This window comes from Microcoleus sp. D2_18a_B4, from assembly GCF_036702475.1.
GTDB lineage: Bacteria > Cyanobacteriota > Cyanobacteriia > Cyanobacteriales > Microcoleaceae > Microcoleus.
Map to the genome: position 1 here is coordinate 38,553 of NZ_JAUBTL010000056.1, position 17,368 is coordinate 55,920.

At 44.2% G+C, this 17,368-nt stretch carries 6 protein-coding genes; 3 read left to right on the forward strand and 3 right to left on the reverse strand.

From position 1 onward, the window contains the following. Positions 1 to 47: 47 nt before the first annotated feature. The 3 genes from QUB04_RS25715 to QUB04_RS25725 form a co-directional block, all read right to left on the reverse strand. Positions 48 to 5,243 (reverse strand): PAS domain S-box protein, encoded by a 5,196-nt coding sequence (locus QUB04_RS25715; protein ID WP_333288765.1) that lies wholly within the window; start codon positions 5,241 to 5,243, stop codon positions 48 to 50. Positions 5,244 to 5,652: 409 nt separating this feature from the next. Next, positions 5,653 to 6,945, reverse strand: coding sequence for an ATP-binding protein (locus QUB04_RS25720; RefSeq protein WP_333288767.1), 1,293 nt, complete (start codon positions 6,943 to 6,945; stop codon positions 5,653 to 5,655). Positions 6,946 to 7,128: 183 nt separating this feature from the next. After that, complete coding sequence (locus QUB04_RS25725; RefSeq protein WP_333288768.1) at positions 7,129 to 9,447, reverse strand: tetratricopeptide repeat protein; 2,319 nt, start codon at positions 9,445 to 9,447, stop codon at positions 7,129 to 7,131. Between the two features lie 160 nt (positions 9,448 to 9,607). Between QUB04_RS25725 and QUB04_RS25730 the strand changes: the two genes are divergently transcribed. The 3 genes from QUB04_RS25730 (at position 9,608) to QUB04_RS25740 (ending at position 17,217) form a co-directional block, all read left to right on the forward strand. Continuing rightward, positions 9,608 to 12,151, forward strand: a complete 2,544-nt coding sequence (locus tag QUB04_RS25730) for a glycosyltransferase (protein WP_333288770.1) — start codon at positions 9,608 to 9,610, stop codon at positions 12,149 to 12,151. 158 nt (positions 12,152 to 12,309) lie between these two features. Further along, positions 12,310 to 15,816 carry a glycosyltransferase gene (locus QUB04_RS25735; protein WP_333288772.1) on the forward strand — a complete coding sequence of 1,169 codons (3,507 nt, stop codon included), beginning with the start codon at positions 12,310 to 12,312 and terminating at the stop codon, positions 15,814 to 15,816. Positions 15,817 to 15,852: 36 nt separating this feature from the next. Continuing rightward, the gene (locus QUB04_RS25740) at positions 15,853 to 17,217 is read left to right on the forward strand and encodes a GH39 family glycosyl hydrolase (protein WP_333288774.1); all 1,365 of its coding nucleotides are present in this window, start codon (positions 15,853 to 15,855) and stop codon (positions 17,215 to 17,217) included. Positions 17,218 to 17,368 lie beyond the last annotated feature (151 nt).

Below are 17,368 nucleotides of genomic sequence, written 5' to 3' on the forward strand. Positions count from 1 at the left end.
TGGAACCAATAACTAATGACTACTGACCACTGACCACTGACTACTGACTACTGACCATCGATATATTGGTTTAAAGTAGTCCGAATTTGTTTGAGCTGAAATCCCTTAGCAAGTTGGCGCAGCTTCGAGACCAACGGCACTAAATCAGGTTCTAAAATCTCTAGCTTAGCACTCTCATCAAAAATTTCTTCAATGTCGCCCATAGCTGTGAGTTTCAAAAGTTTTGCTACTGACTCAGAAGCTGCAGGTAACAGAGAAGAATAAGCAGGCAAATCAGAGGCTGGTGACAAACTGGGAGTTTTGCGCTTTTTGTTTTCCGAAGATTCCCCATAAATCCATTCTAGTCCCAAATGCACGCGCAACTGTTCCAAAAAGTGATTTGCTTCGATCGGTTTGGGAAGAAAAGCATCGTACCCTGCGAGGATGCTATCTTGCTGCGTAGCCTCGAAAACGCTAGCTGACATAGCGATTAACACAACATCTTTTACTTCCGGCAACTGCCGCAGTTTTCTGGCACTTTCTAAGCCATCCATTACAGGCATCCGCAAGTCCATTAAAATCACATCCGGTTGAAATTCAACTGTTTTGCAGAGGCATTCTTGACCGTTTTTCGCCTCTGCAACCTCAAATCCCAAACGCCGCAGCAGCCTGCACAACAAATCGCGATCCAGTTGATTGTCATCCACGATTAGCACTTTCCGCTTGTTGCCGATAAAACCGACAAGCCAGCGTTTTTCCTGCAAAGGAGACACCTCCAAGTACCGTTTAGCTGCTGGTAATTCTAAATCTACCCAAAAAGTGCTGCCTTTTCCCAAAGTGCTGTGGACGCGAATTTCGGCACCCATTAGTTTCGCTAATTTCTGGCTAATCGAGAGTCCGAGACCTGTACCTTCAACAAACGTATTGCCTCCTACTTGGTGGAAAGGCAAAAATATTTCTTCTAACTTGCTTTGATCTATGCCCGTGCCGGTATCCTCGACTTGAAAGCGGATTTTTAAAGCGTGTTTGGCTGCGATCGCATTGTGGGCGAAGCGCATATAATTTTCTTTCAGTTCCGAACTCAAAGTCGAGAACTCATAATTTTCTCCTTGCCCTCGACTCCAGGCCCCTGTGCCGACATAGCCGACTTTGAAAGTCACACCGCCACTGTTAGTAAATTTAACGGCATTGCTGAGTAAATTTATGAGAATTTGGCGCAATCTTTTTGGATCGACACGAACGCAGCTAGGCAGGGGAGAGACTTGTTCGTAATTGAATAAAATTTCTTTTTGAGAGGCCCGCATCTGAAAGAGATCGGCAATGTTTTTGAGAAAATTTATAAAATTTAACTCTTCCGGGTAGAGTTCCATTTTTCTAGCTTCAATTTTGGAAAGATCTAAAACATCGTCGATTAACATCAGCAGGTGTTGACCGCACTGTTGAATATTGCTGAGACTTTCTTGGTGATCTGAGCTTAAGTCTTTGTCGGTTTTGAGGATTTGAGTGTAACCTAAAACGCCGTTTAAAGGGGTGCGTAGTTCGTGGCTCATATTGGCAAGAAATTCGCTTTTGGCGCGGTTGGCGCTTTCTGCGGCTAATGCAGCTTGTTGGAGGGCAGATTCTGCAAGTTTGCGATCGACAATTTCCGTTTGTGCTTGTTGAAATAGCGTGGATTGCTGGATCGCGATCGCCAATTGCACGCACAATTGCCGGAGGGATTCTATTTCTGAGGCATCCCAGGGACGGGGGCCCCTGCAATCCTGGGCGATCAGCAGTCCCCAGAGCTGATTTTCTGCGGTCTGTTGGGTCTGGGAAATACTTTCTCCTGCTTGTAAAATCGGCACTATTAAGTTAGCTTTTACTTCAATTCCTTCGAGAAATTTCATGTGGCATTCCGTCAAATTTTCCTGGTAAATATCTGCCATTGATCTAATACAGCCTTGCTGATAAACATCAACAAATTTATCTCTAAAACAGCCATCAATATTATTAATATTTAACAGCGAAATTCTATCTTTGGCTACGGATTCGACAACTACCCGACCGCTCCAGTCGGGATTAAAGCGGTAAATAACTGTGCGGTCTGTTTGCAAAAATTGCCGCACTTCTTCGACAGCAGTTGTCAGGACTTCTTCTAAGTTTAGGGAAGAGCGAATGCGATCGAGCATGGCAACTACCAGCCGTTCTCGCCTTAATTGCTGCTGCAGTGCCATCTCCGCTTTTTTGCGGTCGGTGATGTCGGTAATTACTCCCACTAACCCGATTAAATGACCAGTTTCATCTTTAATGGCGTCGGCACGAAATAAAGTTGTTACCAGTTCGTTGTTTTTAGTTTGGATTTTGAGCTCGCCTTGCCAAGATTTGCCTTTACGGATCGTTTTAAACATTTCTAACAGCACTTTAGTTTGGGGGTAAATTGCTGTTAATCCGCCTGCTGTGTTTAGTTCTTCTGCGGTGTAGCCGTACTGTTGAACAAAGGCTTGATTGTGGTAGAGCGATCGCCCTGTCAAGTCAGCAATGCCGATCGCATCGCTGGTGCTTTCCACCGCTTGAGTAACTCGCAGCAAATCTAATTCTGCTTTTTTGCGATCGCTAATATCAGTAATAGTGCCGATATAGCCTTTAATTTCCTGCTTGTCTCCGATTTCTGCAATTGCCTGGCCTATCACCCAAATTACACGACCGTCTGGACGCTGAAAGCGGTATTCTGATTTAAAAGGAATTTTCTCAATAATTGCTTGATGCCATTCATTTTTCACCCGCCCCACATCATCGGGATGTATGGCATTCATCCAGCCAATTTCTGCTGCTAATTCGGCGTTTAATCCCGTAATTTCGCTCCACCGTTTATTGACATAAAGACAATTTCCCAAGGTGTCGGTGTGAAATATGCAAACTGGCGATGCTTCTGCTAAAGTTTGGTACCGGCGCTGGCTCGATCGCAGGGCTGATTCTACCTGTTTTCTATTAGTTATATCGCGGACTATAGAAATGATTTCGCCACCGACCAGCATTGTCAGCGACAATTCTTGAGGGAACTTAGTACCGTCCCGGCGCTGACCGGTAGCTTCTATATTGCAGTACCCTTTTTGCAGGAGCCTCGGCATTATTTGTAGTTCAAAAAATAGATTTTCTGCTTTGCTGTAGAGCATTTCCCATTTCTTACCATACAGTTCGCTAGGGCTAGCCAAGCCGTACATTTTGAGATAAGCGTCGTTGGAATAAATACATTGTTTATTATTATTAAAAATGGCGATTCCGTCATAAGCAGCGGCCATTGCTACTGCTTGTCGCTGGAGTTGGGATTCTGCTTGTTTACGAGAGGTAATGTCGTGACCGACTGAGTAGATTAAACCTTCTTCGCTAAATGGCGATGCCGTCCACAGGAAGTATTTGTAAGAACCGTCTTTGCAGATGTAGCGGTTTTCAAAGGAGATACTGGACGTACCCGCTATTAGTTTTGCTCCTTCGGCTGCGGTGGCTTTTCGATCGTCTGGATGAACAAATTCGATCATTGGCTTGGCAAACAATTCACTAATACTGTAGCCTAAAGCTGTTGACCAAGCTGGGTTTAAACGTTTAAAATGCCCGTCAAAACCTACAATGCAAAGCAAGTCTAAGGAGATGGTAAAAAAACGATCGCGCTCTGTTTGTGCCTGCTTTAATTCAGTGATATCCATCACTAAACCGTCCCAGATAATATCGCCTTCGCTGCCAGATTTGCTTTCATTAGTGAGCCTTTCTGGTCTCGCAGCTCCTTGCAGCCACTTAACTTTTCCAGATGGCAAAGTCTGTCGCCACTGCTGCTGCCAAGGTTCCAGCGTAGTAGCTGAAATTGCCATCGATGCTTTTAAATCTAAGAGGTCGTCTGGGTGAATTCCATTGGAAATTAGTTCCGCATTTTCCTCTATGGCTTCGGCCTCTAATTCGTAGAGTTGCCGGCTGCCTGAAGAGATGTAGGGGAAAGACATTTTTCCAGTGGCTGACCTTCGTAATTGATAAATTGTTCCCGGCAGGTTAGCTACCAATTTTTGAAAGCGAGCTTCGCTTTGTTCCAGGGCTTTTTGTTGCTGTCTGTATTCGGTAAAATCTCTAATTGTACCCACTATTACTTTACTGCCGTCTGCTATTTTGAAGACGCTTTTTTTGGTAGAAATTATGTGTTCTTTCCCGGCCGAGTCTGTGAATTGTTCTTCGGTTTCCCAGCAGATACCCGTTGTCAATACTTCTTCATCTTTTGTCCAAAAAACAGCAGCTTCTGATTGGGGAAAAAAGTCATAATCTGATTTGCCGATCAGTTCTTGCCGCGATTTGCCGACCAACTGACAAAAAGCATCATTTAATATCATCCAGCGGTGTTGCTCGTCTTTGACAAAAATTGGGTCGGGCGTAGCATTTATGGTGTGGTTTAAAAATTCTTCTGACGCTTTCAGTTTGGCTTCGTAGCGGTAGCGATCGCTCACGTCCAACACTACTTCGATTATCCGGTCGATAGACCCGTCCATGCGGCGGATGCAGCGCCGGGAAACTCGCGTGTGAACTATTTCGCCGTTTTTTCTGAGCCACCTTTTGTCTAAGATGTAACCGTCGAGCCTACCTGCTAACATCTGAGAAAATTTTTCACAATGAGCCTCCAAATCCTCTGGATGAGTCAACTCTAGCCAATTCTTTTGCACGAGTTCGTAGCGCTCATAGCCCAGCAAATTGCACAGGGCATCGTTAACTTCTATCCAGTGGCAATTTAGAGGAATTTCGCTGTCAATAATTGGAGCGATGATGGCAATGCCGATCAGGGAATTTTCCACCACCGATCGATATTTTTCTTCACTTTTTCGCAAAGCATCTTGACTGTTCTGGCGTTCTATGGCGTAACGGAGCGATCGAATTAACAGTTCGCTGTCGATTTTTCTTTTTACCAAATAATCCTGTACGCCGACCGAAATCAACCGCAGGGCAAGTTCTTCGTCGTTTTGGGCGGTCAGAACTACGATCGGCACATTTACCCCGTACTCTTGTATTCGAGCCACCGTCTCGATTCCCAGACTATCTGGCAGTGAAAGGTCTAATAAAATTATGTCAAAAGTTTCTTGATTCAATCGCTGCAGCGCTTCGCTAAGGCGCTCTACTTTCGTCAGCACTATACGCTGCGCGCCGCCAATTTCTGACAGCAAATCTTCAATCAGCTCAGCTTCATGAGGGTTGTCTTCTACTAACAGAACTTTAAAGCAGATAGGAGGCAAAGCTAAGTTAAAAACTGCTTTCATAATATTTATTAATCACAAAAATGTTAAACCACCTTGAATTTTACCTGGTATTTTCATGGCAGTCATTCAATTGCACCTACACATACATCGGCGGTCAGATTGCGGTGTGAGCGAGCGCTACAAAAATTGTCTTTAAGACTTATAATTATATCACGCACTAACTAGAGTGTCAACGCAAAACCTTGTTGATTCTCAATGGCAATTTCTACCATTTAAAAAAAGAATGCAACTGTAGTCCCTCTCCCCACCCCGATAGTCACAGTCCTTCCCAATTATTCAAGGCTTTCATCTACACTATTAAATAGTATTAACTTCTAGATTTTACCTTCGAGGTTAGGAGTTAAAGTTTATAAAATAATAAAATTTACCTACTTTAGAGCTTATAGCTTTTGCCGAAAGTAGGTCTCGATTAAGCGAGAGTAAAGTAAAAAGTTGAACCTTGCTCCGGTTCCGATTCCACCCAGATAGATCCGCCGTGAAGTTCCACAATTTTTTGACAAATTGCTAAACCAATACCTGTCCCAGAATATTCTCTTTGAGTGTGCAAGCGCTGGAAAATTTGAAAGATACGTGTTTGATGCTGGGGAGCAATCCCAATTCCATTATCAGAGACAGAAATTAACCAGTTTTCCTCCTGTTTGCAAGCGGTTATATGAACGACAGGCGGTGCATCGTGGCGATATTTAATCGCATTGCTGACTAAATTTTGAAATAGCTGTACGAGTTGAGAAATATCCCCCATTACCGTTGGTAATTCGCTGTAGGTGACAACGGCTTTATTCTCGCGGATTGCCCCTTGCAGGTTCGCGAGTGCTTGCTCGACTGCATGATTGCAATCTGCCAGTTCAAAAGGTTTCCGACTCCTGCCAACGCGCGAATATTCGAGTAAATCGTCAATTAAAGTTTGCATTCGGGTGCAGCCCTGAACGATATTGCCGATAAACTTACTACCTTGGCTGTCGAGTTGGTCTTTGTAGCGTTTTTCTAAAAGTTGAGCGTAACTAGCAATGGTTGCTAAAGGCGCTTGCAAGTCATGAGAAGCCACATAAGCAAATTGTTCTAGTTCCGCATTTGAACGCGCCAATTCTTGGTTAGATTTTAATAGAGCCGATTCGGCGCGCTGGCGGTGGGATATCTCTTGTTGGAGTACCAAATTTTGCTCTTGCAGAGCTTTTTCAACGGCGCAACGGGTGCTGATTTCTTGTTGCAAAATTTGGTTTTTTTCCTGAAGAGTTTTTTCGACTGCTAAGCGGCTCGTGATTTCTTCTTGCAGCAGCATATTTTGTTCTTTTAGCTGCTTTTGTAAATTCCGCAGGCTGAGGTGACTTTCGATGCGGGCAAGCACTTCTTCAAACTGAAATGGCTTGCTGATGTAGTCAACACCTCCCACAGCAAATGCGTTTACTTTGTCGAAAACTTCATCTTTAGCGCTGATAAAAATTACCGGGATTTCGCGAGTTTTAGATTCTAATTTCAAATGCTGACAAACTTCGTAACCGTTCATTTCCGGCATCATTATGTCGAGCAAAATCAAATCGGGTGGATTAGAATTGCAGGCTCTCAAAGCCATTTTTCCGTTAATCACGCAGCGGGGGGTGTACCCCCTCTGACTCAACATCGTAGACAACAAACGCAGGTTTTCTGCGGTATCGTCTACTACTAAAATGTTTCCTAACGGCGTCCCTGGTTGCTGATTGTTCATTGATTATTTCCCTGTTCCTGTTTTCTTCACAAAAAAGGTTGGCAGCTATTTTATTTAAGACTTACGGAAAACACCCGGTTTCTAGTAGGAATATCGGGGCAAGAAAACGAGGAATCCGCTCATAAACCGGGTGTTTAGCCGTTTGTGCACAAGCAAGTCCTGTTATTGTTCGTTTACCAATCCTCAAACCCCCAGCAGCAGAGTCAGAGAATTATTGTTCCAAGTCAATCCTTTGTCTAAAACTTTAAATCCCGCGACTTCGCACATAGCTTCTAAAGCAGTAGCTGTAGGCAGCCACCAGCACGGCGCAAAGTTGTCCATGTCAAAAACTGCTTTCTCAGTTATCCCTATAAGTTGGTTGTTGTTGATGTATGGCCGCCAGTAAGCTGTTAAAAGAGCTCGTTCAGCGTCGTCCAAAGCTGGAATAAACATTACTCCAGAAGCGGGAATTTCATAGCGTCCCCACTCATTTTCTATTACTTCTTGGGTAATAACTGAAGTGAAAATTAAATGCTCGCGAGTTATCTGACGCAAAGCAACTAAAATCTGCAACGGATGGGGGTGATGGTACAAAACTCCTGCACAGTGAGTTACATCGTAAGGCTCGCCAATGTCTGCAAGCTGAATCTGAGTGATATCTCGATTGATACAGTGATAATTAGCAATATTTAAACTTGTCATGCGATCGTGAAAATCTGGCCACCACTGGAGGGATGCCGGCATGGCATCAATCATTGTCAGAGAAACTGCACCGTATTTGCTAGCTACAGATACTTTTTCGTTGACAGTTCCCCACAAGCCGCCGACTTCTGCAAAAGTCTTGCCTTTGACTACTCGGGCGATATAGCGATCGCGAAGATCCTTAGCCTCTAACTCTAATAATAGAGTAGATTCCCCTGTTTGACGCTGTTTTTCTAAAATATCCTCTAATTTTTGGGATATTTCTGGATCTTTTGGTCTAATTTCTAATGCCATCAAGTACAACATAATGGCTTCGTTAAGCCGATCGCTCTCAGCAAACTTTTGGGCTATTTCGCAGTAAAATTCAGGGGCGTGCCGCGGCTGCCTTTGGTGGTGATAGTAGCTAGTTGCTACATCTGAATCTACCGGAGTTCTTTTAATTAGAGCCTCACCTAACTTTATGTAAATTTTAGGGAGGGACGGCTCGATTTGAAGCGCACAAAGGTAGGCGGAAACAGCATCGTTCCATGCGTGATTTCCACTCAAAGCATCGCCTAAATTGTAATAAGACCAAGAAATAGTGGGATTAAGTTCAATAGCACGTTGGTAAGCCGTAGCTGCGGCTTTCCACTGTTGGGTTTTTAACAGCGCTGCTCCTAAATTGTGGTAAGTCCAAGAGAATTCTGGATTGAGTGCGATCGCCCGCCGATAAGCGAGTGTTGCGGCTTCAAACTTTTGAAGTTTAACTAAAGTCAAAGCTAAGTTATAATGAGACCAAAATAAATCCGCATTTAGTGCGATCGCCCGTTCGTATGCAGCCTCAGCTTCTGACCACTTTTCTAGTTTAACAAGAGCATCCCCTAACTGGTGAAAAGCTGAGAAAAAATTCGGGTCTACTTCAGTAGCGCGCTGGTAAGCTGCGGCGGATTCAGACCATTCTTCTAATCGATCGCAAGCTGCACCGATGCTGTAGTAAGACCAAGAATAATCCGGGTTAATTTCAACAGCCGTGCGGTAGGCGATCGCAGCTTCTTGCCATTTTTCTAACTTGAGCAGCACGCTGCCTAAGTTGTAGTAGGACAAAAAAGAATTGGGATTTAAATCAATACTTTTTCGGTAGGCAGCCTCCGCTTCGCGCCAGAGTTCCTTAGCTTGCAAAACATTGCCTAATTTGTAATGAAAATCCGAAATCTCCGGCTGGAGTTGAATAGCTTTGCGGTAGTTAACAATAGCTTCGTCCCACTGCTTTAGCTCGCTAGCAGCTTCTGCTAATTGGCAGTAAGCTTCGCAAAAACTCGGGTTTAAATAAATCGTGCGGTGGTAACAAGTCAGCGCTTTTTCTGGCTTGTTTTGCGCCAACAAAGTATTACCTAAATCTAGATATTCTTCCGCTATCTCTATCGGTTCCACCATGAGTGCTTGATACCAACAGTCTGCTGCTTCCTCAGCTTGACCGACTTGGGTAAATATCCGGCTCAAGTTACGGTAAAATCCTGCAAAGTTTGGTTGCAGGGAGATGGCTTTTTGGTAACAGGCGATCGCCTCTTGCCACTGTTCCAAAGTAGCGCAGACAGTGCCGAGGTTAGCAAAAGCTTCGGCAAAATCGGGTTGCTGGGCGATCGCAACTTTATACCAATACCTTGCGTCTTCTAGTTTACCCTGAGCTTGCAGCGCCTTTCCCAAGGTCTTGCAAGTCTCTGCTGAATTGGGTTCAGATGCCAAAACTTGTTGGCAAAGTGCGATCGCCCGATCGAAGTTCCCTGTAGCCAAATAAATTTCTGCCTGCTGCTGGAAATTCACTTGCACTGTTTCTGAATTCATTTTTTATTTTCCTTTTGAGTAATCATTCCATGTAAAATTATATGTTACACTTTGCCAAAGTTCAAGGTTTTGTAAGTATATCTACCGGACACAGAATAATGCTGAATGTCCGCCACATTAATCTAAACTAGATAATCATAGGTTAACAGCGAGCTAAATAATGTCAACACATACTCGAACACCGCTAGTAAGCGTAATTATACCTGTATATAATGGATCTCGCTACATCGTACAAGCGGTGGAGAGCGCCCTCGGTCAAACTTTTACTAATTTGGAGATTATAGTTGTAGATGACGGTTCTAGCGATCGCACGCAGCAAGTATTGCAGCCTTATTTTGACAGAATTCGCTACATATATCAGGAAAATCAAGGAGTAGCATCCGCCAGAAATATTGCTTGCCAACTAGCGCAAGGCGAGTTTTTGGCATTTCTAGATGCCGATGACTATTTCCTACCATCCAAGCTAGAGAAACAACTAGCTTGCTTTGACGCTGACCCCACCTTAGATATGGTGCAAACAGGTTGGCTGATGGTCGATGAAACAGGGAAAAATATTTTTGAAATGAAGCCTTGGCAGCAAGCGCCTAAATTAGATTTAGAAAGCTTTATTATATTTAAATGCGTGCGGCCAAGTGCGATGATGCTGCGCCGAAAGTGGTGGGAAAAATTGGGCGGTTTCAATGATAATTTTCCCTTGGCTGAAGATTTAGACTTTGCCTTGCGTTTAGCTTTAAAGGGGTGCAAAGCAGTTTGGTTAGAAGAGATTCTTACCTGTTATCGCCAGCACAATTCTAATATCATGTCAAGCGGTTTACCGCTCATGAAGAATACAGAAATTTTGATGAAAGAATTCTTCAATCGACCTGATTTGCCTGAGTCAATCCGCCAGTTAAAAAACCAGGAGCACTATTTATCCTTCAAGTGGCTGGCATGGCGGATGTACCGCGACGGTCATCTAGCAGAGATGGCCCAGTGTTTGGAAAAATCCTTGCAATATACGCCTTTTTCGCCCACAAAAACAGTCTTGAATTGGGTGGAAACTTTTAGGATAGCTTCTGAAGAATACGGTGAAAATTTTGATGCTTATTCGCTGAGTAAGTTAGTGGAATGGCAAGAGATAATTTTGATGGTGATGACTAATCCACCCCAATCTCAACAGAGCTCTATTCTCACACCTTCAAAACCGCGATCGCACATTCTACTCTACAACACCGACGATCCGGGCGTGGGAGGCTTAGCGCAGTACAATCATGCCATTCTCTGTCAGTTAGCCCTATTAGGCTATCGAGTCACTTGCGTGCAAACCAAACATTCTAGCCCCTTGGTTGAGCGAGAACGAGAGTTAGGTATAGAGCACTTGTGGCTGGATTTTAGCACTCATAAAGATTTACAGCGGCTGTTAAGAAATACTCAGGATGCACAAGAGATTTTTGCTAGTAATAAACCGGATATGATTATTTTTAGCGATGGTTGGCCATTTGCCAATTTTGCAGCTAAACAGGTAGTTATTCAAATGGGAATACCATACATGATGGTGATCGGGTTAGTTATGCCAGAACACGCAATTTTTGCCTGCGGGGATGTAGTGCCTTATGTAGAAGGAGTGCTTTACCACTGCCTGCAAGCTAGAGCGGTGATTGTTGGCGCTTACGAACATTTGAATTTATTGTGCCAACATTTCAAGTTGCCAAAAGAGCGAGGACAAGTGATTTACTTGGGGCGTTCTCCCAAATATTTTGCACCTCCTAATGCTGCGGCTCGTCAACGCCTGCGACAAGAAATAGACATTCCTGAAGATGCGATTGTCTGTTTCACCTCTGCTCGATTGGCATCGATTAAAGGGCATCGATATCAGATCGAAGCAATCAAGCAGTTGCAGCAGTCTCCTGTGTGGTCTAAACTGTATTTTGTCTGGGCAGGAACTGGTGAGGGAAGCGCTGACAATGTAGAAATAGAATTGAGGGAAACTATTAAAGAGTTAGGGGTGAGCGATCGCGTGAAGGCGATCGGACAGCGCTGGGATATCCTAGATTGGCTGGATGCTAGCGACATATTCATTTTGACTTCTGTGGCAGATGCAGCGCCTTCTCTTGCAGTCATGGAAGCGATGGCTAAGGGATTGCCCGTAGTTGCAACGGCTGTGGGCGGCATTCCTGAAGGGCTTGGCGATACTGGGAAATTGTTGCCCGATCCGAATACCGATCCAGAGGGAACCGCGAGGGAATTGGCGAAAACTGTAGAAGCTTGGGCGATGAATCCAGAATTACGGCATCAAATCGGTCAAGCTTGCAAGCAGCGCGCCGAAAAACTATTCAAAGAGGAACGGATGTTAGCAGAGTCGATTGAGGCGATCGAAAAAGCTTTACTTTGCGATCGCAAAAGAGAGCCCTTTGTTACTCAAAAAGAGGTGCAGAGGTCAATAACGAAGATAGAAAGCCGGGTGCATTACAGCTCTTTAGTCTGGAATGCTTGGCAGGCTTACTGTCAAGAAGATATAACCGGAATGCAGAAGTGGCTTCAAGAATCTTTGAAGTACACACCTTTTTTGACTACAGAAACCCTGTTAAATTGGGTAGAATATTTTGGCAACTTTTCCTCAGCAAAAGGGCATCATTTAGATACATACTCTCTAATTACTTTAGCCGAATGGCAACAATTGGTTGATGAATTGCAGGGGGTTGAATCGGTATTTTATGCACGCTAAAATAACCGATTAAAAATTAAAATTGGCAGGGCTATCAGCAGTAAAACAGCATTTTTATTCTGCCTTCTGCCTTCTGCCTTCTGCGTGACCTCCGTTACATCCGTCGAGCGAATCCGTTGCCGAACTTCCTTCTTCCTTCCTTATCACCGATAAAATTCATGTCAACAGCAAATCCGACACCGCGAGTAAGTGTAATTATTCCCGCATATAATGGCGATCGCTACATCGCGCAAGCGGTAGAAAGCGTCATCAGCCAAACCTATAAAAACTGGGAAATTATCGTCGTAGACGACGGCTCAACCGACGGCACCCGCCAAGCATTGCAGCCTTATGTTGAAAAAATTCGCTATGTTTATCAGGAAAACCAAGGAGTAGCAGCAGCCCGCAACCGAGGAATTCAGGAATCCCGAGGTGAATTAATTGCTTTTTTAGATCAAGATGACTTTTTCTTGTCCGATAAGTTAGCTGGACAAGTTGCGTTATTTGACGCTCAGCCATCACTAGGAATTGTTAATAGTGGCTGGCGAATAGTTAAAGAGCAAGGCGAAAGTATTTCTGATGTAACACTCTGGGAATATTCGCCTCAGCTAGACTTAAAAACCTGGATTGTTTATATGCCCCTACTTCCCAGCGCCATGATGTTTTCGCGGCAGTGGCTGGAACGAATCGGTGGCTTTGATTCTCAGTATGATTCAGTAGATGATGCCGACTTAATCTTGCGTTTAGCACTATCTGGTTGCGAAGCTGCTTGGTTGCCTCAAGTGACAGTATGCTACCGCCAGCACGGGCAAAATGTGTCCATCCAGAGAGCGCTGAAACAGGCAAGCCTTTCTATTTTATTAAAGCAAAATTTATTCAGCAGATCCGACTTGCCAGAAGACATCCGCCAATTGGAAAGGCCTGCTTTTTATGAGATTCTAACATGGATGGCGTGGCAACTTTACTACAGTGGCTATCCGGTGCAAGCAGTGGAGTATTACCAAAAATCTTTCCTTTATACTTCTTACTCGCCAGAAAAAACAGTAATAGATTGGCTGGCTCGTCTAACAGCAATTTCTAAATCTTACGGAATTGACCCCGACACTCAATCTTTAAGAAACTTACCAGAATGGAAAAAGTTAATGGTTAGCATACTTCCCAAAAGAACAGCGCGAGTCAGCGTAATTATCCCGGCTTACAACTGCGATCACTACCTTGTCAGATCCGTAGAGAGTGTTCTAAACCAGACTTATCAAAACTGGGAAATTATCGTCGTAGACGACGGCTCAACTGACAATACTCGTCAAGTTTTATCACCTTACCTCGATTTAATTCAATACATCTATCAAGATAACCAAGGAGCAGCAATTGCTCGGAATCGTGCTTGCAAATTAGCAAAAGGGGAATTTTTAGCTTTTCTAGATGCTGACGACTTCTTCTTACCAGAAAAACTCGAAAAACAAGTAGCTTGCTTTGAGGCTGACCCCACATTAGATATGGTGCAAACAGGTTGGGTTATTGTTGGCAAAAACGACGAAGGCATCTATGGAGTCAAGCCTTGGGAAGAAGAACCAAAATTAGATTTAGAAGCCTTTGTTTTCTACAAATCAGTCCGTCCCAGCGCCATGATGCTGCGGCGAGAGTGGTGGGAACGCTTGGGCGGTTTCGATCATCGCTTGCCGCCAACCGAAGATTTAGATTTTGTGCTACGTTTAGGTTTAAAAGGCTGCAAGTCAGTTTGGTTAAAAGAGATATTAACCGGCTATCGTCAGCACGATACCAATCTTATGTCCAACGGCTCCAAATTAATGAAAAATACGGAAATTTTGATGGAGCAATTTTTCGCGCGGTCAGATTTGCCTCAGCACATCCGCGACTTGAAACGCGCGGAACGTTACAAGTGTTTCGTATGGATAGCATGGCGGATGTACCGCGACGGATATTTGCCAGCAATGGTCGAATGTCTGGAAAAATCTCTGTATTACACTCGTTTGACAGGCACTGAAACTGTTTTTAATTGGCTGGAAACTTTTAAGGGGGTTTCAGAACAGTACGGCTACAACTTTGATGCCTATGCCTTAACCAATTTACAGGAATGGCAAGACATAGTGGCGATCGCAGCTAACAATCCTTATCAGTTTAAACCCGAGCCCAGTTCGAGTTATAGGCCGCCAACAAAGCACGTACTCCTGTACACAGAAGACTCAGGAGTCGGCGGATTGGCTCAGTTTAACCACTCGCTGATGTGTAAATTAGCTGCCGATGGCTACCGAGTAACCAGCGTTCAAAGTCAAGCTTCTAACCCTTTAATTACCGAACAAAAACAGCTAGGTATCGAACATATTTGGCTAGAGTTCGACACGATGAAAGAGTTTTTGCGAATAGCTTACAATTTGGATGATGCTCAAAAGATTTATGCCCAGGCTCGACCGGATTTAATTATATTTAGTGACGGCTGGCCGATGGCTAACTTTGCAGCTAAACAAGTTGCGATCGAGCAAAATATACCGTACATAATCAGTCTGGGTTATATCAATCGCAATTATGAAACCTTCGATCGCGGCGATCAAATCCCCTATTTCGATGCAGTTGGCTACCAGTACATTGTAGCCAAAGCAGCAGTAGCAGTTTCCCACGAAAATTTAAACTTGTTCCAAAGTCTATTTAAAGCGCGTCTAGAACGAGGAAAAGTAATCTATTATGGCAGACCAAATAGTTATTTTGAGCCGCCAAATCTTTCTACTCGCCAACGCCTGCGTCAAGAACAAGGAATCCCCGAAAGTGCTGTCGTTTGTTTTACGGCGGCGAGATTGACTCCAATTAAAGGATATCAGTATCAATTGCAGGCGATCGCCCAATTGAAAAATCGTCCAATTTGGCCCCAAATTTACTTTGTTTGGGCCGGGCCGGGGTCTACGACTCACGACAATCTGGAACCTGAATTAAGAGCAACTGTGAGCAAATTGGGAGTAGAAGAACAGGTTAAATTCTTAGGACAGCGCTGGGATATTGCCGATTGGCTCGACGCCAGCGACATCTTTATTTTATCTTCCCAAGCAGAAGGAATGCCGCTAGCAATTATGGAAGCAATGGCGAAAGGATTGCCCGTAATTGCCACAGCAGTCAGCGGGATTCCTGAAGAATTGGGAGATACGGGAAAGTTGCTCCCCGATCCTACAATCGACCCAGAAGGAACAGTAAAAGAGTTAGTAGAAACGGTGGAAATATGGGCAGAAAATCCCGAATTGCGCCGAGTTGCAGGACAAGCGTGCAAAGCGCGAGCCCAAGAACTATTCAAAGAAGAACGGATGCTTCGGGAATATGGAGAAATAATTGAACAGGCATTTGTAAGTGACGATGAGAGCGACAGTTTCTCTATTAGTCCGAAACTCAAAAAGCAGGTACAGCAAGTGGATAGCCTGCTGAAATACTATTATTTAGTGTGGAAAGCTTGGGAGGCTTACGATCGGGGAGATATGTCCGAGATGGTGAATAATTTGCAATCGGCTTGGGCCTGCACGCCTTATTTTACCACAGAAACTATCTTTGATTGGGTGAAAAATTTTGGCATTTTTGCTGTGGAAAAAGGGGTTAATTTCGATACCAGCGAGCTGATCAACTCCCGCTCGTGGCAACAAGTGCTAGAATCTATACAGGGTTTTGAAGTGTTTTCATCGGTTCGTTAAAACTGAGTTCTTGCAGCATTATTAGGAACGGGAAAAATGCCCATTCCACAAAACATCAACCAAACAAAAGATATGCAATTTACATTCAAGTTCCCACGTATTAATAAACTGCTGCCAATTTGTTTAGCTATTGTCACTGTTCTGTTAATAGCCTATTTGGGACAGCCAAGAGCGATCGCCCAACTGCGATCGAACGTTACAGTAGATTTTGGACAGCCAGCCACCGGTACAATTTCCATGAGCGGCATCCTGCACGGAATCGACACCACAAAACCGCCGGATAGTTCTATCAAACCCTTGCAGCCCAAACTTTGGCGGGCCGGGAGACTCGATATTTACGATCGCATAATCGCCAGCGGAGCCGAGTTTCAGTTAGTAGTCAGCGACTTGTGGGGCTACGGTACCAATCCCAATGGCTGGCCCTATCAAAACTACCCCGCGTGGGAAGCATTCATCCGACAGTTAGCCCAGCAAAATAAAGGCAAAAAAATTATTTGGGATGTATGGAATGAACCAGATTGGAAAGATCCATTTTGGAAGGGAAGCAGAGAACAATTCTTTGAAACTTACAAAAGAGCTTACAAAATCTTGCGGGAAGAATTGGGGCCGTCAGCAATGATTGGCGGGCCGAGCCTCGGCCACTACAGCAAAGAATATCTCGCCGCTTTTTTGGATTACTGCAAGGCTAACAAACTTGAAGTTAATTTCCTCTCATGGCACGAACTTAACGACGCGATGATTTTATTTGTTGACGATCACGTAATTGAGGCTAAACGCAATTTTCAGCAAAGTCCTTCTTACAAGGAACTGAAATTGCAAAAAATTTACGTCAACGAAATTGTCGGGAACTTAGCGCAGTACCAGCCGGGGGAAATATTAGGTTATTTGTATAACTTAGAGTATGCAAAAGCTGACGGTGCTTGCAGAGCTTGTTGGGATACTCAAGGGCCAAATAAAGTTAGCAATTGCTTCAACAATACGCTGAGTGGGATGGTCACGCCTAATACTTTTGAGCCGAGAGCAGCTTGGTGGGCTTACAAAGCTTATGCTGACGGAGTTAATTCGCGGGTGCGGAGTTGGTCAAATAACAATCGCCTTGTCGCTTTAGCAAGCAAGTCCAATCCTGAAGGTAAAGCACAGATACTTTTAGGTTATTTCGACCCCAATTTTTCCTCAGCAACAACGGTAACATTAACCCTCGGCAATTTGGAGCAGCTAGGTATTCAAAGGGGTCAGAAAATAACTCTAAAGTTAGAAAAGATTCCCAACAATCAAGAAGGAGCCGTGCCAAAGCTTGTCACCGTTAAAGAAGAAAGTTTTTCGGTGGGTAGCGGCAGCTTGGCTTATGTTATCCCTAATTTCAACGTCCACGAAGGCTACTTATTGACGGTTAGCAAGTGAGCTTGATTTGAAGAGAAATCGCGGGGTGGGGGCGGGTTTATTTAACCTATCTGTACTTTTTGAGGCTAGTGGTGAACCCGCCCCTTGTATCTTAAAAGAGTGAGTCAGGCGATCGCCACGTCATTGATTCGATCATACCGACAATCAGGCG